The organism is Bradyrhizobium sp. 138 (assembly GCF_023074075.1).
GTDB lineage: Bacteria > Pseudomonadota > Alphaproteobacteria > Rhizobiales > Xanthobacteraceae > Bradyrhizobium.
In genome coordinates, this window is sequence record NZ_JADPKT010000053.1 from 24,019 (window position 1) to 44,510 (window position 20,492).

Here is a 20,492-nt window from a genome sequence, read left to right on the forward strand (position 1 = left end):
ACACGATTTGAAAATCCCTTGTCAATCAATGGGCCTTCTACTGTGCATGGGGTTGTTTTCGACTTTTTGTTTTGAGGCCACCTGCAACCGTCGCGATCACACGCCGGGGGCCGGCATCATCGCCCAGCCTTCGTGCATACACAGCATGCAAGCATATGCCTGTGGTGGGCGGCTCCAACGTAGTAGACGCCAAAGTCCCTTATGGCCACGCCGCCGGAGCAACGCGCAACGCAATGACAATCACGTTACCTGCCGTGGCGCGCGAGCCCGACCACCCCGTCGCCGATGGCCTGCCAGCCGCTCAGCGGCGCTGGGCGATCGCCGCGATCTTCACCGCGCTGGCGATGGCCTCGCTCGACACCGCGATCGCCAACATCGCCCTGCCTGCCATTGCCGCGGATCTGCATGTCAGTCCGGAGCAGTCGGTCTGGGTGGTCAACGTCTACCAGATCGCGCTGGTGGCAACGCTGCTGCCGCTCGGGGCGCTCGGCGAGATCGTCGGCCACCAGCGCATCTATCTCGGCGGCCTGATCCTGTTCACCATCGCCTCGCTGTTCTGCGCATTGGCGTGGTCGCTGGAGAGCCTGCTGGTGGCGCGCACGCTGCAGGGCCTGGGGGCCAGCGGCATCATGAGCGTCAACACGGCACTGGTGCGTTTCGTCTATCCCGGAAGGATGCAGGGCCGCGGCTTCGGCCACAACGCTCTGGTGGTTGCGACCGCGTTCACCTTCGGACCCTCGGTCGCATCGGCGATCCTGGCGATCGGCCCGTGGCCGTGGCTATTCGCCGTCAACATTCCCTTCGGCCTCATCGCGATCGGCATCGGCTTTGCGATGCTGCCGAAGACGCCGCGCGCCGATCACGGCTTCGATTTCCTCGGCGCGATTCTGGCGTCGGCCTGCCTCGGCCTGTTCATTACGGGCATCGGCAGCGCGGCACACAATCTGTCGCCGGTGATCGTGGGCATCGAGCTGGTGACCGCGCTCGCGCTCGGCTTCATCCTGACGCGCCGCCACGCCGATCATCCCGCACCGATGCTGCCGATCGACCTGTTCGGACGGCCGATATTCGCGCTGTCGGCGGCAACCGCCGTTTGCTCGTTCGCGGTGCAGGGCCTCGCCTTCGTCTCGCTGCCGTTCTATTTCGAGGACGTGCTCGGCCGCTCGCAAGTCGAGACCGGCTTCTTCATGACACCGTGGCCGCTGGTGGTCGGCATCATGGCGCCGATCGCGGGGCGCCTGTCCGACCGCCACGCGGTCGGCCTGCTCGGCGGCATCGGCCTCGTTCTGCTCGGCCTCGGCATGGCGCTGCTCGCAACGCTTCCGGCCAACCCCGCCATTGCCGACATCATCTGGCGGATGGTGATCTGCGGCATGGGGTTCGGCTTCTTCCAGGCCCCGAACATGAAGGCGGTGATGTCAAGCGCGCCGCCGCATCGCAGCGGCAGCGCCTCCGGCATCGTCGCGACCGCGCGGCTGACCGGACAGACCACGGGAGCTGCGCTCGCCGCTCTCTGCTTCGCGCTCGCCGGTCACGACGGCGCGACATCGGCGTTGGCCCTCGGCGCCGGCTTTGCCGCATTCGGCAGCGTGATGAGCTTTTTGCGGCTGGCCGTGAAGTAACTCTCGAGCCAGGCCTCAAGCCGCCGTCACATCCACAGTCGCCGGCGTGGTTTCGTTGTCCAGCGCCGCCAGGCGCTCATCGATGGCAGCGATGACCTTGCGCGAGAACGGTCCGAGATGGGCATAGGCGGCGAGCATCTGCACAGCAATGCGCGCGGATGTCGTGTCGCGCTTGGCGCAGTTCATGAAAGTCTGCCACAGCGGCCCGCGCGCCTCGGGAAGGGCGGTGACCACCTTGTGCACCGTCTCCATCGCCCCGAGCCTGGCGCGGATATCGCCTTCGGCGAGCTCGTGGCGCTGCCTGGACCGGTCGAGCAGCGTCATCAGGCGATCGACGCGTCTTGCATAGGCAACCGGGCTGTAGACGTGCTCCAGCACCCGCTTGTAGTCCATCAGGATGTCGCGCAGCGGGCGCACCGGATCGAAGTTGATCCCGGCCGTGCACTGATCGGCGCCGATCGTCGGCGCCACATCGTGGCCCGCGTGGAGCCGGCCTTCGCGCTCCAGGCGGCGCGTGAGCTGCGTGTTCGGCAAGGCATAGAGCAGGCCAACCATGGCGACCGGAATCGCCGCCTCCTCGATGAAATCGATCATGGCCTCCGCCATCGAGGCCTTCTCGTTGTCGAAGCCGACAATGAAACCGGCGGTGACGAGCATGCCGGCGGCGTAGATCTTGTGGATGCTCTCGGCAATGTTGCGCCGCGTGTTCTGCTTCTTGCGCATCGCGACCAGCGTCGCCGGGTCCGGACTCTCGATGCCGACGAAGATGGCGAAGAAATTCGCCTGCCCCATCAACTCCAATAACTCGGGATCATCGGCCAGATTGACCGAGGCCTCGGTCGATAATTCGAACGGATAGCCGTGGGCGCGCTGCCATTCGGCGAGCTTGGGCAGGAACTGCCGCAGCGATTTCTTGTTGCCGATGAAATTGTCGTCGACAAAGTCGAGATGACCACGATAGCCCATCTTGTAGAGCGTCTCGAGCTCCACGAACATCTGCTCGACCGTCTTGGTCCGCGGCACGCGTCCGTAAAGCTCGATGATGTCGCAGAACTCGCAGGTGAACGGGCATCCGCGGGAATATTGCACGCCGAGATAGAGGTAGTCCTCGAACTTGAGCAAGTCGAAACGCGGCACCGGAGTCTTGGTGACGTCGGCCTGGAATTTCGGCGCGGTGAAGACGCCTGACCGTGCGCCGCGCTCCCAGGCCGCGATGAATTCGTCGATGACGCTCTCGGCCTCGCCGAGCACCCGGAAGTCCGCCCTCTCGTAGATGTGAGGGCTGGAGGTCGGATCGGGACCGCCGACGACCACCGGCTTGCCCGCGTCACGGCACACCTCGATCAGGCGCAGCGTGTCGGCCTGCTGCGGCATCATGCCGCCGGTGAACACGACGTCGGCCCAGGCGAGATCGTCGTCGCTGAACGACGCCGTATTGCAATCGATCAGCCGAACCGTCCAGCTCTCGGGCAACATCGCGGCAACGGTGATCAGGCCCAAAGGGGCGGCAGGGCGCTTGACCCCCATCACTTTGCAGGATTCCCCGAAGCTCCAGAACGACTCTGCCGAGAACAGCGGATAGAGCATCAGCACGTTGCAGGGACTCGGCACGTTCATGGAACTCCTTTTGGTTTCGACCCAGTGTATCAAAGCGCTCACATCTTGCACCCAACAAAAGGGACAAACTGTCGCCCGACGGAACCGTCGCACCAAGCCGCATCGCGGCGTCCACGACAACCGGCCGGAGCCAAAATCCTCCCACCCCGCGACAATCTTCGCCGGCCAACCCTCGGACTGTTGATTTGAACGGTTCCAGTTTGCCGGACACAGTGCGCCCCTGAGTTCAATCGGTGGATTGGGCCAATCAGGGGACTTGCGATGGCAAATCTAACAATCAACGGAAAAAACCTCACCCTCGACGTCGAGCCGGATACGCCGCTGCTCTGGGCGATTCGCGAGAATGCCGGTCTGACCGGTACAAAATATGGCTGCGGCATTGCACAATGCGGCGCCTGCACCGTTCACGTCGACGGCGTGGCGATGCGCTCCTGCGGCGTTTCGGTCAGCGAGGCCGCGGGCAAGAAGATCACCACGATCGAAGGGCTCGGCTCGGGCGATACCCTGCACAAGGTGCAGGAAGCCTGGGTCGCCCAGGACGTCCCGCAATGCGGCTATTGCCAGAGTGGCATGATCATGGCGGTTGCGGCGCTGCTCAGCGAGAAGCCGAAGCCGACCGACGCCGATATCGACGAGGCCATCACCAACATCTGCCGCTGCGGCACCTTCCAGCAGGTGCGCGAAGCGATCCACACGATCGCAAGCGCGTAAGGAAATCCCCCATGAATAAACATGTTTCGCCGCGGCTCAACCGCCGCGCCTTCGTCATCGGCACGGCCACGCTCGGCGCCGGCCTCGCAATCGGCCTCGATCTCCCCTTTGGCCCCACCGTGGTCCGCGCCGCCGACGGCTCGCCCGAGATCGGAGCCTGGGTCGTGGTCAGGCCCGACGACACCGTCGTGATCCGCATCGCCCGCTCCGAGATGGGCCAGGGCTCGCTCACCGGCCTCGCCCAGCTCGTCGCCGAGGAGCTCGAATGCGACTGGACCAAGGTCACGACCGAATATCCGACACCCGGCCAGAGCGTCGCGCGCAAGCGTGTCTGGGGCGATTTTTCGACCGGCGGCAGCCGCGGCATCCGCTCCTCGCAGGACTATGTCCGCAAGGGCGGCGCCACTGCGCGCGTGATGCTGATCCAGGCCGCCGCCGACGGATGGAAAGTGCCGGCCTCCGAATGTACGGCGGCCAACAGCGTCATCACCCATACGCCGTCGGGCAAGACCACGACCTACGGCAAGGTCGCAGAGGCTGCGGCGAAGCTGACGCCGCCGGCCGACGTCAAGCTGAAGGATCCGAAGGACTGGCAGCTGATCGGCAAGGGCGTGAAGCGGCTCGACACCGTCGACAAGACCACCGGCGCCATGATCTACGGCGCCGACGTCAAGCTGCCGGGCATGCTGAACGCTGCGATCAAGGATTGCCCGGTGTTCGGCGGCAAGCTGAAGAGTTTGGATGAAGCCAAGATCGCCGGCATGAAAGGCGTCAAGAAGGTCGTCAAGATCGGCGATACCGCGGTGGCGGTGGTTGCCGACACTTGGTGGCACGCCAAGACCGCGCTGGAGGCGCTGCCGATCGTCTGGGACGAAGGCGACAACGCCAAGGTTTCCAGCGAGTCGATCGCGAAATGGCTGGCCGAGGGCCTCGACGACAAGCAGCCGGCCTATGTCGGCAACAAGAACGGCGATGCCAAGGCGGCGATTGCCGGCGCGGCCAAGAAAGTCGAAGCCGTCTACAGCTATCCATATCAGAACCACGCCACCATGGAGCCGATGAACGCCACCGCGCTCTACACGGCAGACAAATGCGAGGTCTGGTGCGGCACGCAGAATGGAGAGGCGGCGTTTGCAGCGGTGCTGGAGGCGTCCGGCCTGCCGCCCGAGAAGTGTGACGTGCACAAGGTGATGCTAGGGGGCGGCTTCGGCCGACGCGGACAGACCGACTATGTCCGTCAAGCGGTCCTGATTGCCAAAGAGATGCCGGGCACACCGGTCAAGCTGTTGTGGTCACGCGAAGAGGACATGGCGCACGGCCGGTATCACCCGATCACCCAGTGCAAGATGACCGGCGCGTTCGACGCCAACAACAATCTGGTCGCGTTGCATTACCGTCTGTCCGGGCAATCGATCCTGTTCTCGCTTCGCCCCGAAGCGCTGCAGAACGGCATGGATCCGGCGGCGTTCCAGGGTGTCGCCCAATCCGGCGAGGCCGCGTTCGGCTATTCGGTGCCGAACCTGCTGGTCGAGCATGCGATGCGCAACCCGCACGTTCCGCCCGGCTTCTGGCGCGGCGTCAACGTCAATCACAACGCCATCTACATGGAATGCTTCATGGACGAGCTGGCCCAGGCCGCAGGCCAGGACCCGCTCGAATTCCGCCGCAAGCTGATGGGCAATCACCCCAAGCATCTGGCGGTGCTCAATGCAGTCGCCGAGAAGATCGGCTGGACCACGCCGGCGCCACAGGGCATCTATCGCGGCATCGCGCAGGTCATGGGCTATGGCAGCTATGTCGCCGGCGCCGCCGAGATCTCGGTGACCGACGGCAGCAAGATCAAGGTGCATCGCATCGTCGCCTCCACGGATCCCGGCTACGTCGTCAATCCGGCGCAGGTGGAGCGGCAGGTCGCGGGCTCCTTCGTCTATGGCCTCTCCGCGCTGTTCTATGGCGGCTGCACCGTCAAGGACGGCAAGATCGAGCAAACCAACTTCGACACCTACAACTCGATGCGCATCAACGAGATGCCGAAGGTGGAGACGGTGATGGTGCCGAGCGGCGGGTTCTGGGGCGGTGTTGGCGAGCCGACCATCGGCGTCGCCGCGCCGGCGGTGCTCAATGCGTACTTCGCCGCGACCGGCAAGCGCATCCGCTCGGTGCCGCTGCGCGACCAGAACATCACCTTCGCCTAACAGAGCGCTGCGGCTGCCACAAATGCAGCCGCAGCAATTTTCCGGACTGGACTCATGAATGTGCCGGTGACACGGCGGAATGCCGTCCTCGGCATCACCGTCGCGGCCACATCGCTCATCGTACCTTCGATCCTGCGCGCGCAATCGGCGGGTCGCATCGTCGTGATCGGCGGCGGCTTCGGCGGCGCCGCCTGCGCGCGGGCGCTCAAGCGCGCCGATGCAAGATTGCAGGTCACGTTGATCGAGCCGAACAAGACCTTCATCTCCTGCCCGCTCAGCAACGCGGTGATCGCGGGCCTGCGGCAGATGGAGGCGCAGCAGTTCGGCTATGACAAGCTTGCCGCCGAAGGCATTACCATCGTCGCTCAGGCCGCCACGGCCATCGACACGCAAAAGCGCAGCGTGACGACGGCCGATGGCACCGCGTTTGGCTACGACCGTCTCGTGGTCTCGCCCGGCATCGACTTCCAAATCGAAGCCTTGCCCGGCTACGACGCCGCGGCGACCGAAAAGATGCCGCACGCCTGGAAAGCCGGCGCCCAGACCCTTCTGCTGCGCAGGCAATTGGAGGCGATGGCGGAAGGCGGCACGGTCGCCATTGCAATCCCGGCCAATCCCTCGCGCTGCCCGCCTGCGCCTTATGAGCGCGCCAGCCTGATCGCGCACTACCTGAAGACGAACAAGCCACGCTCGAAGGTTCTGATCCTCGATGCCAAGGACAGCTTCTCCCAGCAACGGCTGTTCGAGACGGCCTGGAAGGAGCTCTATGGCGACATGATCGAGCGCATCGCGCTGTCGCAAGGCGGCCGCGTGACCTCGGTCGATCCGGCGACCATGACCATTGTCACCGAGTTCGGCAATTACACGCCCGACGTCGCCAATGTCATCCCGCCGCAGCGTGCGGGACGCATTGCCGAGATCGCGGGCGCTACGGACGCGACCGGCTGGTGCCCGATCGATCCCGTGTCCTTTGAATCGAAGCTCGTCCCGAACGTCCACGTCGTCGGCGATGCCTGCCTCGGCGGTGGCATTCCCAAATCGGCGTCGGCCGCAAGCGGGCAAGGCAAGGCCTGCGCCGCCGCGATCGTCGCATTGCTCGCGGGCCGAGCGCCGGCGGCACCACGGCTCACGGGCGTCTGCTACAACACCGTCGCCCCCGGTTACGGTTTTTCACTGGCCGGCAACTACCAGCCAAAGGGCGACATCTTCGCCGAGGTCGAGGGCGGTGCGACCAGCCCGGTCGATGCACCGCGCGAACTGCGGGCACGCGAGGCCGCGGAGACGGAGCGCTGGTTTGAAACCATCACGGCGGACACCTTTGGCTAGAGCATCCGTCCATATCGCAGCGCTGATCGCCGCCAGCCTTGCCTTCGCCGGCGTTGCGCGTGCGGACGACCTCGCGCCCTACACCATCGTCGGCGATGGCATTCCAACCTCGCTCACCGGCTCGCCCGGCGACGCCGCGCGCGGACATGCGCTCGTGCTCGCGCGCACGACGACCTGCATCCTCTGCCATTCCGGACCGTTTCCGGAGACGCGGTTCCAGGGCGATCTCGCGCCCGACCTCGCGGGCGCCGGGAACCGATGGACAGTGAGCCAGTTGCGGCTTCGACTGGTCGATGCCTCGCAGTTCAATCCAGAGACCATCATGCCGTCCTACTACCGCAATGACGGCCTTGTGCGCGTCGGGCGCAGTTTCGCCGGCAAGCCGATCTTGTCGGCCGCGGAGATCGAGGACATCGTGGCTTATCTTGCAACGCTTCGGGACTAGGACTGCTCATGCCAACCACGCGACGACAATTCCTAAGCCTCGCCGGCGGCGTGACGGTCGCCGGCACGATCCCGGTCGTGACGCTGCGTCCGCTGGAGGCGACGCCCGCGATGCTCACCAGCGCGATCCGCAGCGTCGTCGGCGAAGCGCAATTGCGCACCGGCAAGGTCAAGCTCGACATTCCGCCGCTGGTCGAAAACGGCAACACCGTGCCGATGACGGTCAGCGTCGCAAGCCCCATGACCGCGGACGACCACGTCAAGAGCATCCACGTCTTCAACGAGAAGAACCCGCAGCCGAACATCGGCAATTTCTATTTCGGCCCCGCCTCCGGCCGGGCCCAAGTCTCGACGCGGATCCGTCTCGCCGACACCCAGAAGGTCGTCGCGATCGCCCGCCTCTCCGACGACACGTTCTGGCAGGTTGCCGCAGACGTCGTCGTGACGCTGGCCGCCTGCACCGAGGAGATGAACTGATGCCCGCGCTGATCAATGTTCCGGCAAAGGCCAAACGAGGCGACGTCATCGAGATCCGGACGCTGACCTCGCACATCATGGAAACCGGCTTCCGCCACACCGCGGACGGCAAGCTGGTGCCGCGCGACATCATCACGAGCTTCATTTGCCGCTACAACGGCGCCGAGGTCTTTCGTGCCGATCTGTTTCCGGCGATCGCGGCCAATCCATATTTGTCATTCTTCACGGTCGCCAGGGAGAGCGGCAAGTTCGAATTCGAATGGATTGGCGACAACGGCTATTCGTCCACCGCATCGACATCGATCATGGTCGAATGAGCGTTTGGCGTGCGATAGCTGCGGCGGCATTGTTCGCCGCGGCCCCTGCCCTGCTCGCCGGTGAAATCCCGCCCGATGCGCGTCGGTCCGGCTATTCGTTCATGGGGCTAGAGACGCGCGCCATGCAGGATGACGACACGGCCAATCCGGGCATGCTGTTCGTGCTCGATGGCGAACAGCTGTGGGGCAAAAAAACCGGCAGCGCGGAGAAGGCCTGCGCGGATTGCCATGGCGATGCGCGCAGCAGCATGAAGGGCGTCGCGGCGCGCTATCCCGCCATCGACAAGGCGCTGGCGCGCCCGGTCACGCTCGACCAGCGCATCAATCTCTGCCGGGCCAATCATCAGCAGGCAACGCCGCTGCCTTACGAGAGCCGCGACCTGCTGGCGCTCTCCGCCTTCGTCGCCCACCAATCGCGCGGTGTCGCGATCACCGCTGGCGACGATCCGCAGGCAAAGCCCTTCGTGGACCAGGGCCGCGACCTCTTCATGCAGCGCGAGGGGCAGCTCAACCTCGCCTGCACCAATTGCCACGACGACAATTTCGACAAGCGCCTCGCGGGCGCGCCGATCACGCAAGGACAGCCGACCGGCTATCCGCTCTACCGGCTGGAGTGGCAGACGCTGGGATCGCTGGAGCGGCGCTTACGCAGCTGCATGAGCGGCGTGCGCGCCCAGGCCTATGATTACGGCTCGCCCGAGCTGGTCGCGCTCGAGCTCTATCTGATGTCGCGGGCACATGGCCTGTCGATGGAGACGCCCGCGGTACGTCCGTGATGGCAGATTAGGACTAGGCAGGCGCGGTACGGCCGCTAGTATCCGTCCCAAAGAGTATGAATCAGAGGGAGGGATCGAATTGGCCAACCACAACATCTCGCGCCGCACGCTGCTGACGGGCACCGCCGCGGCCGGTGCGCTCAGCCTGACCGGCCTGCCGGCACGCGCCGAGGTCAACTGGAAAAAATTCGCCGGGACCAAGCTGGAGGTGATCCTCGCCAAGGGCCCGCGCGGCGACAACCTACAGAAAAATATCAAGGAGTTCACCGAGCTCACCGGCATCCAGGTGGAATCCGAGCAAATTCCCGAGCAGCAGCAGCGCCAGAAGGTGGTGATCGAGCTCACCTCCGGACGGCCCAGCTTCGATGTCGTCCATCTCAGCTATCACGTGCAGAAGCGGCAGTTCGAGAAAGCCGGCTGGCTCGCCGACATGACGCCTTTCATGAAGGATCCGACGCTGACCGCGCCTGATCTCGTCGAGAGCGATTTCTCGGCCGCAGGTCTGCAATACGCCAAGAACGACAAGGGCCAGATGCTATCGCTACCCTGGTCGGTCGACTACTTCATCCTCTACTACAACAAGGAGCTGTTCCAGAAGAAAGGCGTCGCCGTCCCCAAGACGCTCGACGAGATGGTCGCGGCGGCCGAAAAGCTCACCGACGCCAAGGACGGCACCTACGGCTTCGTCGGGCGCGGACTGCGCAACGCCAACATGACGTTGTGGACCAACTTCTTCCTCAACTATGGCGGGGAATTCCTCGACGCCAAGGGCAACATCCTGACCGATGGTCCGGAAGCGGTCGCGGCGACGAAGCTTTATCAAACGCTGCTGACGAAGGTCGCCCCGCCCGGCGTTGCCGGCTTCAACTGGATGGAGTCGATGGCCTCGTTCACGCAAGGACGGTCGGCGATGTGGATCGACGGCGTCGGCTGGGCGCCGCCGCTGGAGGACCCGGCCGCCTCGCGCGTCGTCGGCAAGGTCGGCTACACCGTGGTGCCGGCCGGACCGAAGGGGCAATATTCGGCCACCTATGGCGACGGCATCGGCATTGCCGCTGCGAGCAAGAACAAGGAGGCCGCCTATCTGCTGTGCCAATGGGCGGTCTCGAAGCAGCAGGGCGCGCGGCTGTTGCAGGCCGGCGGCGGCGTGCCGTTCCGCAACTCGATCCTGAACGATGCGGAGGTCCAGAGCGGCGTGAAGATGCCCAAGGAGTGGCTGCAGTCGGTGATCGATTCCGCCAAGATCAGCAAGCTCGGCCTCCCCGTGATCATCCCGGTCGCCGAATTCCGCGATCTTGTCGGCGCCGCAGTCACCTCGACACTCGCAGGCACCGACCCCGCTACGGAGTTGAAGAAGGCCCACGACCAGTTCCGGCCAATCCTGGAGCGTAGCGAAAAAGCGTGAGTGCGTTGACACAGTCGACTCCGGCCGCGGCACGGACTGATGCCGCGCCGGAGAAGGAATTGCGGCCGCCGTCCTATTGGCCGTTCGTGGTGCCGGCGCTGGTCGTCGTGCTCACAATCATCATCTTCCCGTGGGTCTTCACGATCTGGATGAGCCTGAACGAGTGGAAGGTCGGCTCTCCGACCACCTTCGTCGGGTTCTCCAACTATCTGCGGCTGACGACCGATCCCCGCTTCCTCGAGGCGGTGGGCCACACCATGGTCTACACCGTGCTGTCGGTGGTGCTGCCGCTGATCCTCGGCACGCTCGCTGCCGTGGTGTTTCACCAGAAATTCGCTGGCCGCGGTTTTCTGCGCGGCGTCTTCATCATGCCGATGATGGCGACGCCGGTTGCGATCGCGCTGGTCTGGACCATGATGTTCCATCCGCAGCTCGGCGTGCTGAATTACCTGTTGTCGCTGGTCGGGATACCTGCGCAGCTCTGGGTCTTTCACCCCGCAACCGTCATTCCCTCGCTGGTGCTGGTCGAGACCTGGCAATGGACGCCGCTAGTCATGCTGATCGTGCTCGGCGGCCTCGCCGCAATCCCGACCGAGCCGTATGAGAGCGCGCAGATCGACGGCGCCAGCTTCTGGCAGGTATTCCGCTTCATCACCCTGCCCCTGATCATGCCATTCCTGTTCATCGCCGGTATGATCCGCATGATCGACGCCGTGAAAAGCTTCGACATCATCTTCGCGATCACGCAGGGCGGGCCTGGCTCGGCGTCGGAGACGATCAACATCTATCTCTACAGCGTCGCCTTCACCTATTACGACCTCGGCTACGGCTCGGCGATCGCGGTGGTGTTCTTCCTCCTCATCGTCGCGCTCGCGGCCGTCATGCTTTACGCCCGCCAGCGCATGCTGTGGACAGAGATCGCGAGCGGCGCATGACCTCAATCAACGTGCGTCAGATCGTCGGTCAGATCGGCCTGTGGCTTTCGGTGTTCGTCATCGTGTCGCCGGCCATCCTGTTCTTCCTCTGGATGGCCTCGCTGTCGCTCAAGTTCGAGGTCGACAATGCCGCCTACCCGCCGGTGTTCATCCCCGAGCGCATCGCCTGGAAGAACTATGGCGACGTGCTCGCCTCCAACCGCTTCCTGACCTATTTCGTCAACAGCCTGATCGTGACAGGAAGCGCGACGTTTCTGGCACTGGTCGTCGGTGTCCCCGCCGGCTACGGCATCGCCCGCATGGCCGCGCACAAATCCGCGGTCGTGATCCTGATCGCCCGCATCACGCCCGGCCTGTCCTACCTGATCCCGCTGTTCCTGCTGTTCCAGTGGCTGGGATTGCTCGGCACGCTGGTGCCGCAGATCATCATCCACCTCGTGGTGACGGTGCCGATCGTGATCTGGATCATGATCGGTTATTTCGAGACGACACCGATGGAATTGGAGGAAGCCGCCCTGATCGACGGCGCCGGCCGCTGGCAGGTGTTCCGCCATGTCGCGCTGCCGATCGCCCGGCCGGGCATTGCGGTTGCCTTCATCCTGGCCGTGATCTTCTCCTGGAATAACTTCGTCTTCGGCATCGTTTTGGCCGGACGCGAGACCCGCACCCTGCCCGTCGCCGTCTACAACATGATCTCGTTCGACCAGTTGAGCTGGGGTCCGCTGGCCGCCGCCGCGCTGATCGTCACCTTCCCGGTGCTGCTGCTGACGGTGCTGGCGCAGCGGCAGATCGTCGCCGGGCTGACGGCGGGAGCCGTCAAGGGCGGCTAAATTGCGCGACGGGAGTCGTCCCCCGAAGGGCCTGTCCGGCACCGTCCTGATATGCTTTGATGCGTGCGGCAGGGACTGAGACGCATAGGTGCCCTGATGTACATGTTCGTTCGAAAGTACACCAAGGTTCGCTCGGTTGCGGACGCGGCTCGCCGTGCCAAGAGCGGCATCGGTCACATCCTGAGGGAATCGCCCGGCTTCAAATCCTATTACGTGCTGGACGGAGGCGACGGCGTCGGCGTCGCCGTGATGATATTCGAGGACCGCGAGAGCGCCAATGCGGCGAACGACAAAGTGCTGGGTTTCGTTCAGGCAAGCCTGCCCGACCTCAATCTTGGAGACCCCGAGATCATCGCCGGGGACGTTCTGGTAAGTATGGAATCCAGTGCGTAAGTGTCGGTAGAGGTAGAATGCGCCGGACGACGCGATGCCGTCCAGCCGCAGATTCTTGTTGCCCAGGTCTACTCCGCCGGCGCGGCCGACATTTCCGGATGCGCGGCATAGGGTGCGCTGGCGCCGAACTTGCTGGCGGCGAACAGGCCGGCGGCCATCACGGCATAGGCAAGCGCGACAGCCGGCGTGACACCAAAGCCGCCGCCGATGCCGACGGCCTCGCCATGCATGAAGCCGAAATAGGTCAGGACCGCACCGACCAGCGCAAAGGCGGATGCCTTCTCGAAGTCACGCTCGATGATGAAGACACCGATCGCCCCCAGCACGAGGCCACCGAGGATGGAGCCGCCGCCCATCACCTCCAGCCCGTGGTAGAACACGCCCTGCTGCGGCAGCGCCGCGATCGCGGCCGCTTTCACGGCATCGGCCTTGTCGGCAGCAAGCCCGCCCACGGTTGCCGCCGCATTCATGGTCGAGCCGAGCATCGTGTCGATCTGCAGCTTGGCCCAGGCGGCCAGATGCGGCGTCAGCGCCAGCACGATCGCGGGCGCGTGCTTGACCGGCGTGGTCTGGAACGCCTGGGCGCCGATGAGCATGCCGATGTAAAGCAGGATGGGCGAGATCGCGACCACGGGCACGAGTGCCAGCAGCACCGAGATGATGCCGAACCAGGCCAGCACGATCACCATGATTCCCGTTGCGGCCGAGTAGCCGATGCGGCCGCCCATCGCCTTCCAGCCGGGATGGCCGATATAGACGGCGTTGATGAAGGGATTGCCCATCAGGCAGCCGATCAGGCTGACGACGCCGTCGGCCGTGAGCACCCGCGTGGTCGGATATTCGTCGCCGGCAGCTTCCGCGCTCTCGACATTGTCCATGGCTTCGACGAGGTCATAGATGCCGAACGGAATGGCGGTGACGAGAATGATGCCGAGGAATTCGAAGCCGGAGAAGACGTAGCCCACGGCGGGAATCGGCACCGAGAAGCCGAAATTGGCAAACGCTGCGCCGACGCCTGTGAGACTCAAACCGCCAAGGCCGAGCCCGAACAGGTTCGAGCCCCATGCGATGATCATGCCGACGGCGATGGCAACGAGGCCCGCGGGAATGCCGCGCGGATATTTCACGCCGCCGAACCAGCTCACCAGGATGATGGCGAAGCAGACGAGACCGATCTGCGGCGTCATGTACATCTCCAGCGCCGGCCGCATCGAGATGAAGGTGACAGAGACGCCGGCAAGGGTTCCGAGCAGCGCCGCGCGCGGCGTGATCTTGCGAATGAAGGGCGCGATGAAGCCGCCGATCATGAGGATGAAGCTCTGGAAGAACACCCAGACCAGCCCCGCCGACCAGCCCTTGAGCGGGTCGCCGGTCTTCAGCGTGATCGGCAGCATGATCACGAAGGTGACGATGAACATGTGCGGCACGCTGACGCCCGAGGGCAGCGCGCAGACATCGTTGCGGCCGGTCTTCTGCGCCAGACGGTAGGCAAGATAGGCGTAGTAGAAAGTCGAGAGGCACATCATCAACCCGAGCGCGGGCAGGATGCGGCCGAACACCAGACTGTCCGGCATCTTCAAAACGAAGCGCAGCAGGCCCGTGAGCACCAGCATGTTGACGAGGATGTTGGTGCCGAAGCCGAAAAACGCATTCCAGTCGCCCGAAGTCCATAGTGCCGGCTTGAAGTCGGATTTGCCGGCCGTCCCAGTCAATGTGCTCATGATAATACCCCTATGTGGTCGAAACCTTCATTGCCTCCAGGACTGCGGCGGAGTCCGCGACCCAGCCGAAGATGCCGCCCTGGGCCTTGATCATCTTCAGGCCCATCTCGTGAAACTCGGGGAAGTAGGACGCGCAGCCGTCTGACATGACGACGCAGCGGTAGCCGCGGTCATTGGCCTCGCGCACGGTGGTGTTGACGCACACTTCGGTGGTGACGCCGCACACCAGCAGGTTCTCGATGCCGTATTTCTCCAGCACGTCGGCAAGCTCGGTGGCGTAGAATGCGCCCTTGCCGGGCTTGTCGATCACGATTTCGCTGTCGAGCGGATAGAGCTCGGGGATGATGTCGTGGCCGGCCTCGCCGCGAATGAGGATGCGGCCCATCGGGCCGGGATCGCCGATACGCAAGGACGGCGCGCCACGCTCGACTTTCGCCGGCGGCGCATCGGAAAGATCGGGCAGATGACCCTCGCGGGTGTGGATCACCAGCATGCCGGTGTCGCGCGCCGCTTTCAGCACCGCGCTGATCGGCTTCACCGCGCGCGCGAGCTGGCTGACGTCGTTGCCGAGCGTCTCGCCGAAGCCGCCGGGCTCCATGAAGTCGCGCTGCATGTCGATGATCAGAAGCGCGGTGGCAGGCCAGTCGAGCATGATCGGCTCGGGCTCGGCGCTGATGACGCCCAATGTCGGCTTGCTCGAACTCAGCATGACGCCCGCCCCTCGCGAGAACTGCGCCAGGAGTTCTGCAAACGCCGTGCCATTGTGTACAATTGCGGTGGGGCGCAGGCGGCGAGGGAATTCGTTGCGTGCTCAGAAGGTTACGTCGGCGATCGACACCTGCTTATTCCCTGTGCGACGGCTTTGCGACGTGCATTTGCTTAAAGGATGAGCGGTCTCCGCCGTCATTCGGGGGCGACGCGAAAGCGTCGAGCCCGGAATCCATCGGGCCGCAGAACGTGAGGTGAAATGGATTCCAGGCTCGCGCTACGCGCGCCCCGGAATGACGGAATGGCGTTATCGCCCTGCCCCATACAGTTGCCGATACTCTTCTTCATACGGCGCATAGGACTCCTTCAGCGTCGCCATGTTCAGCAGCATGGTCGCCACCAACGTGCCCGCCTTGTCGAACACGCGCGTCTTGGCCCAGGCGCTTTCGGTGCGGCGGCTGCCGGAGAGCGCGACCACCTCGCGCTCGACTTCGTAGTCCTCGTCGACGAAGAGCGGCCCCTTCACCAGGCGGATCTCCTGATCGGCGAACAGACCGACGGCCGGTCCCTTGGCCGGCAGCGGATCGTCCTTGGAGCGGTACTGGAACAGCACGCTCAGCATCTCCATCGGGATGATGGGCCTGCGCCACGGATTGTCGGCGCTGGAATAGTACGGCGAGCTCTCGGTGATAACCGCCAGCTTCTGCCGGAGGGAGAACGGGTAGAGGTCTCCCATGATCTGGTCGAACGCCATCCGCACCGTCTGGCGTCTGCTGGTCTGCGCCACCTTCACGTCACGCAGGATCACGGGATCGGCGAGCGGCTTCAGCTCGGCAAGACGCGATTCGAGCGCGGTCGCCGCGTGCGGCTCGCCGACCGAGGCCGTGCCGCGCAGCACCTCGGTGCCGTCGCGCTTGACCATCTGGATCTGGCATTGGCGCGTAGCGGGCAGCGGCTTCGACAGGATGGCCTGCACCTCCTCGCCTTCATAACAGACGCTGCGGTAATGCGCGGAGAGACACCCCGTCTCGAACCAGGTCCGTCCCCACAGCCGTTCGCCGAGCGGTGCGAACTGGCTGAAATGAGTCGGTCCCTCGATGGTGCCGCCCTTGAAGCCCAGCTTCTGTGCCGTCGAGTCATCATGGATCGAGGCGTGTGCATCGTAGGTTTGCGCTTGCAGCATCTGGCGCGGCTGACGCCACGGCCCGATCAAGGCCCCTCCGGTCTCGATGATCTCAGTGACGAATGCGTTTGCAGTCATGGTGCTCTCCACAGGCAGCCATGACTAGCAGGAGCGCCACGGATGCGGCCAGCGATATTGACTTCGCCGGCCATGCTCTTGACTGTCACAATTCGCGTCGCGCCGCCGCCAATCCCTCCCGCAGCGCAAACCCAGAGAGCCGGGGACTTCCGAAATGACGCTGTTGCAGGTCGAGCTGGACGACAAATACCGGCTCGAATCGAAGCGGATCTTCCTGTCCGGCACACAGGCCCTGGTCCGCCTGCCGATGTTGCAGCGCGAACGCGACCGGCTTCAGGGACTCAACACCGGCGGCTTCATCTCGGGCTATCGCGGTTCCCCGCTCGGCATGTACGATCACGCGCTGTGGCGCGCGAAGTCGCACCTCCAGCAGCACGACATCGCCTTCGTCCCCGGCCTGAACGAGGACCTGGCGGCGACCGCCGTCTGGGGCAGCCAGCAGGTCGGCCTGTTTCCCGGCGCCAAGGTCGATGGCGTGTTCGGCATCTGGTACGGCAAGGGCCCCGGCGTCGACCGCTCGGTCGACGCGCTCAAGCACGCCAATGCGGCCGGTACCTCGCGGAGTGGCGGCGTGCTGGCGCTGGCCGGCGACGACCATGGCTGCCAGTCCTCGACGCTGGCGCATCAGAGCGAGCAGGTGTTCGCGGCGGCGCTGATCCCCGTGATCAATCCGGCGACACTCCAGGATTATCTCGACCTCGGCCTCTACGGCTTCGCGCTGTCGCGCTTCTCCGGCTGCTGGGTCGGCTTCAAGGCGATCAGCGAGACCGTCGAGAGCTCAGCGTCGATTGACAGCGACCCTGAGCGTATCCGGATCAGGCTGCCCGATGATTTCGAGATGCCGCCCGGCGGCCTGAACATCCGCTGGCCGGATCCGCCGCTGGACGCCGAGAGGCGCCTGTTCGGCCCGAAGATGGAAGCGGTGCAGGCCTTCGCCCGCGCCAACCACCTCGACCGCATCGTGCTCGATTCCAAACCGGCACGCCTCGGCATCGTCGCGACCGGCAAGGCTTATCTCGATCTGCGCCAGGCACTCGCCGATCTCGGCATTATCGACAAGGACGCACAGGATCTCGGCCTTCGCATCTACAAGGTCGCGCTGACCTGGCCGCTGGAGGAAAGCGGCGCGAAACGTTTCGCTGAGGGTCTTCAGGACGTGCTCGTGGTCGAAGAGAAGCGCGGCTTCATCGAAGACCAGCTGATGCGCATCCTCTACAATATCGATGCATCCAGACGCCCGACCGTCACCGGCAAGCGCGACGAAACCGGCGCGCCACTGTTGCCGAGCGAGGGTGAGTTGACGCCGACCATCGTCGCTTCCGCGCTGCTGGCGCGCTTGCGCAAGCTCGGCCATCACAGCCCCGTGCTGGAGCAGCGCCTCGCGCGGCTCGAGGCGTTCGACAATCCCGTCACCTCCAGCGCTCCGATCAAGCTCGCGCGCACGCCGTTCTTCTGCTCGGGCTGCCCGCACAACACCTCGACACGCGTGCCCGAAGGCAGCCGCGCCATGGCCGGCATCGGCTGCCACGGCATGGCCCTGAGCATGCCGACCCGCCGCACCGATCTGATCTCGCATATGGGCGCCGAAGGCGTGAACTGGATCGGTCAGTCGCCCTTCACGAGCGAGACCCACATCTTCCAGAATCTCGGCGACGGCACTTACACTCACTCCGGATTGCTGGCGCTGCGCGCCGCTTCCGCGGCCGGCGTCAACATCACCTACAAGATCCTCTATAACGACGCCGTGGCGATGACCGGCGGCCAGCCGGCCGAAGGCGCCTTCAACGTCGCGCAGATCGCGCATCAGGTCTGGGCCGAGGGCGTCAAGCGGCTCGCGATCGTCTCGGACGATCCGACCAAGTACCCGCAAGGAAACTACTTCCCGCAAGGCGCGTCCATCCATCATCGCCGCGAGCTCGACGCCGTGCAGCGCGAGCTGCGCGACATCAAGGGCCTCACGGTCGTGATCTACGACCAGACCTGCGCCGCCGAAAAGCGCCGCCGCCGCAAGCGCGGGCTCTATCCCGATCCCGCCAAGCGCGCCTTCATCAACGAACTCGTCTGCGAAGGCTGCGGCGATTGCTCGCAGGCGTCCAACTGCGTCTCGGTGCAGCCGCTGGAGACCGAGTTCGGCCGCAAGCGCCAGATCGACCAGTCGAACTGCAACAAGGACTTTTCCTGCGTCGAAGGTTTTTGCCCCAGTTTTGTGACCGTACATGGTGGCACCCTCAAGCGCATGAAGACCTCGGCAGTGGACTCCGGCCAGCTGTTCGCCGACCTGCCACTTCCGCCGGCGCGCGAGCTTGATGGGCCCTACAACATCCTCGTCACCGGCATCGGCGGCACCGGCGTCATCACCATCGGCGCGCTGCTCGGCATGGCGGCCCATGTCGACGGCCGCGGCTGCTCGGCGCTCGACTTCACGGGCCTGTCGCAGAAGAACGGAGCGGTGATGAGCCATGTCCGTATCGCTCCGAAGCCGGAGGACATCTCCGCAGTTCGCATCACCACCGGCGGTGCCGACGTCATCCTCGGCTGCGACATGATCGTCTCGGCAGGTCCCTCCGCACTCAGCCGTACCGAGCGCGGCGTGACGAAAGCATACATCAACGCCGATTTGCAACCGACCGCGAGCTTCGTGCAAAACCCCGATCTCGATTTCGAGATGAGCACGATGCAGACCGTGCTGCGCGACGCCATCGGTGACAAGAACCTCGACATCATCGACGCCACGGGCATTGCCTCAGCGTTGATGGGCGATTCCATCGCGACCAATCCCTTCATGCTCGGCTTCGCCTTCCAGAAGGGCGCGATCCCACTGTCGCTTGAGGCCCTGCTCCGCGCCATCGAGATCAACGGCGCCGCGATCGAGATGAACAAGTTCGCCTTCACCTGGGGGCGATTGGCCGCCCACGACATGTCGCGGGTGCGCAGCGTGCTACAGTTCAAGAGCCGCGCCGCCTCGCCGACCAAGTCGCTTGACGACGTCATCGCGACGCGCGCCGAATTCCTGACCTCCTATCAGGACAAGGCCTATGCGGACCGCTATCTCGCCGCGGTCGCCAAGGTGCGGAAGGCGGAAGCCGCCGCCTCGCCAGCGTCCAACGAGCTCACCGAAGCCGTCGCAAAAAACCTGTTCAAGCTGATGTCCTACAAGGACGAGTACGAGGTCGCGCGGCTCTATACCGACGGCAGCTTCGCGAAGAAGGTGTCGGAAAAGTTCGACGGCGACTTCACGCTGAAATACCATCTGGCGCCGCCGATCTTCGCCAAGCGTGACGGGGCGACGGGCCGGCTCCAGAAGCAGGAGTTCGGCAGCTGGATGATCCACGCTTTCCGCGTTCTCGCCAGGCTCAAATTCCTGCGTGGCAGCGCATTCGATCCATTTGGCCGCACCGATGAGCGCCGGACCGAGCGAAAGCTGATCGAGGATTATCTGGCGATGATCGACCAGCGGATGTCCGGGCTGAAGGCGGAGCAGATTCCTCTACTGGCAAGGCTCGCCCGCGTGCCGGAGACGATCCGCGGCTTCGGCCATGTCAAGGAAGCCAACGTCAAGCTCGCGGCGGCCGAGGCGGCGCGGCTGGAAGCGGAGCTCGAGAACAGCCGCTTTGCCGCGGCGGCGGAGTAGCGGGGCCAGCCCGCACTCACTCCACGTCATTGCGAGGAGCTCGCGACAAAATTGCGTAGCAATTTTGCGCTGATGCGACGAAGCAATCCAGACTGCCGCCGCGGAGAGATTTCTGGATTGCTT

The 20,492-nt window shown here is 64.6% G+C and carries 17 protein-coding genes; 13 read left to right on the forward strand and 4 right to left on the reverse strand.

The features are described 5' to 3' along the window. The first annotated feature begins 233 nt into the window (after positions 1-233). Positions 234-1,622, forward strand: a complete 1,389-nt coding sequence (locus IVA79_RS18385; protein WP_247555154.1) for an MFS transporter — start codon at positions 234-236, stop codon at positions 1,620-1,622. Between the two features lie 15 nt (positions 1,623-1,637). Here the strand turns inward: IVA79_RS18385 and IVA79_RS18390 are convergent, their stop codons facing one another. Beyond that, a complete protein-coding gene (locus IVA79_RS18390) occupies positions 1,638-3,239 on the reverse strand; it encodes a B12-binding domain-containing radical SAM protein (RefSeq protein WP_247555156.1) in 1,602 nt (533 codons plus the stop codon). Positions 3,240-3,500: 261 nt separating this feature from the next. Between IVA79_RS18390 and IVA79_RS18395 the strand changes: the two genes are divergently transcribed. From IVA79_RS18395 to IVA79_RS18445, 11 genes are all read left to right on the forward strand, one after another. After that, entirely contained in the window at positions 3,501-3,950 is a 450-nt protein-coding gene (locus tag IVA79_RS18395; protein ID WP_247555158.1) for a (2Fe-2S)-binding protein, read from the forward strand. Positions 3,951-3,961: 11 nt separating this feature from the next. Continuing rightward, complete coding sequence (locus tag IVA79_RS18400) at positions 3,962-6,145, forward strand: molybdopterin cofactor-binding domain-containing protein (protein ID WP_247555160.1); 2,184 nt, start codon at positions 3,962-3,964, stop codon at positions 6,143-6,145. 54 nt (positions 6,146-6,199) lie between these two features. Then, entirely contained in the window at positions 6,200-7,471 is a 1,272-nt protein-coding gene (locus tag IVA79_RS18405) for an NAD(P)/FAD-dependent oxidoreductase (protein WP_247555163.1), read from the forward strand. Next, complete coding sequence (soxX, locus tag IVA79_RS18410; protein WP_247555165.1) at positions 7,464-7,916, forward strand: sulfur oxidation c-type cytochrome SoxX; 453 nt, start codon at positions 7,464-7,466, stop codon at positions 7,914-7,916. Before IVA79_RS18405 ends, soxX begins: the two co-directional genes overlap by 8 nt. Positions 7,917-7,924: 8 nt before the next feature. Continuing rightward, positions 7,925-8,392 (forward strand): SoxY-related AACIE arm protein, encoded by a 468-nt coding sequence (locus tag IVA79_RS18415; RefSeq protein WP_247555167.1) that lies wholly within the window; start codon positions 7,925-7,927, stop codon positions 8,390-8,392. Continuing rightward, positions 8,392-8,709 (forward strand): thiosulfate oxidation carrier complex protein SoxZ, encoded by a 318-nt coding sequence (gene soxZ / locus IVA79_RS18420; protein WP_247555169.1) that lies wholly within the window; start codon positions 8,392-8,394, stop codon positions 8,707-8,709. Before IVA79_RS18415 ends, soxZ begins: the two co-directional genes overlap by 1 nt. Continuing rightward, positions 8,706-9,485, forward strand: a complete 780-nt coding sequence (gene soxA, locus IVA79_RS18425; RefSeq protein WP_247555170.1) for a sulfur oxidation c-type cytochrome SoxA — start codon at positions 8,706-8,708, stop codon at positions 9,483-9,485. The genes soxZ and soxA overlap by 4 nt, the downstream gene beginning before the upstream one ends. Positions 9,486-9,564: 79 nt before the next feature. Beyond that, positions 9,565-10,890, forward strand: a complete 1,326-nt coding sequence (locus IVA79_RS18430) for a sugar ABC transporter substrate-binding protein (protein ID WP_247555172.1) — start codon at positions 9,565-9,567, stop codon at positions 10,888-10,890. Then, positions 10,887-11,825, forward strand: coding sequence for a sugar ABC transporter permease (locus IVA79_RS18435; RefSeq protein ID WP_247555174.1), 939 nt, complete (start codon positions 10,887-10,889; stop codon positions 11,823-11,825). Before IVA79_RS18430 ends, IVA79_RS18435 begins: the two co-directional genes overlap by 4 nt. A gap of 5 nt (positions 11,826-11,830) precedes the next feature. Continuing rightward, positions 11,831-12,655: a carbohydrate ABC transporter permease gene (locus tag IVA79_RS18440; protein WP_247555386.1), complete on the forward strand. Its 825-nt coding sequence runs from the start codon at positions 11,831-11,833 to the stop codon at positions 12,653-12,655. 96 nt (positions 12,656-12,751) lie between these two features. Continuing rightward, positions 12,752-13,048: a hypothetical protein gene (locus IVA79_RS18445; protein ID WP_247555176.1), complete on the forward strand. Its 297-nt coding sequence runs from the start codon at positions 12,752-12,754 to the stop codon at positions 13,046-13,048. A gap of 68 nt (positions 13,049-13,116) precedes the next feature. On the opposite strand, the gene IVA79_RS18450 is transcribed toward IVA79_RS18445, so the two are convergent. The 3 genes from IVA79_RS18450 to IVA79_RS18460 all read right to left on the reverse strand — a co-directional run bounded on the left by IVA79_RS18450 (position 13,117) and on the right by IVA79_RS18460 (position 16,738). Then, on the reverse strand, positions 13,117-14,769 hold the full coding sequence (locus IVA79_RS18450; RefSeq protein WP_247555178.1) for a regulator: 1,653 nt from the start codon (positions 14,767-14,769) through the stop codon (positions 13,117-13,119). Positions 14,770-14,779: 10 nt separating this feature from the next. Next, positions 14,780-15,478, reverse strand: a complete 699-nt coding sequence (locus IVA79_RS18455; RefSeq protein WP_247555180.1) for an isochorismatase family cysteine hydrolase — start codon at positions 15,476-15,478, stop codon at positions 14,780-14,782. A 306-nt stretch (positions 15,479-15,784) separates the two neighbouring features. Then, entirely contained in the window at positions 15,785-16,738 is a 954-nt protein-coding gene (locus IVA79_RS18460; RefSeq protein ID WP_247555182.1) for a hypothetical protein, read from the reverse strand. 154 nt (positions 16,739-16,892) lie between these two features. Here IVA79_RS18460 and IVA79_RS18465 point away from each other — a divergent pair, with 154 nt between their 5' ends. Beyond that, positions 16,893-20,369: an indolepyruvate ferredoxin oxidoreductase family protein gene (locus tag IVA79_RS18465; protein ID WP_247555187.1), complete on the forward strand. Its 3,477-nt coding sequence runs from the start codon at positions 16,893-16,895 to the stop codon at positions 20,367-20,369. Positions 20,370-20,492 lie beyond the last annotated feature (123 nt).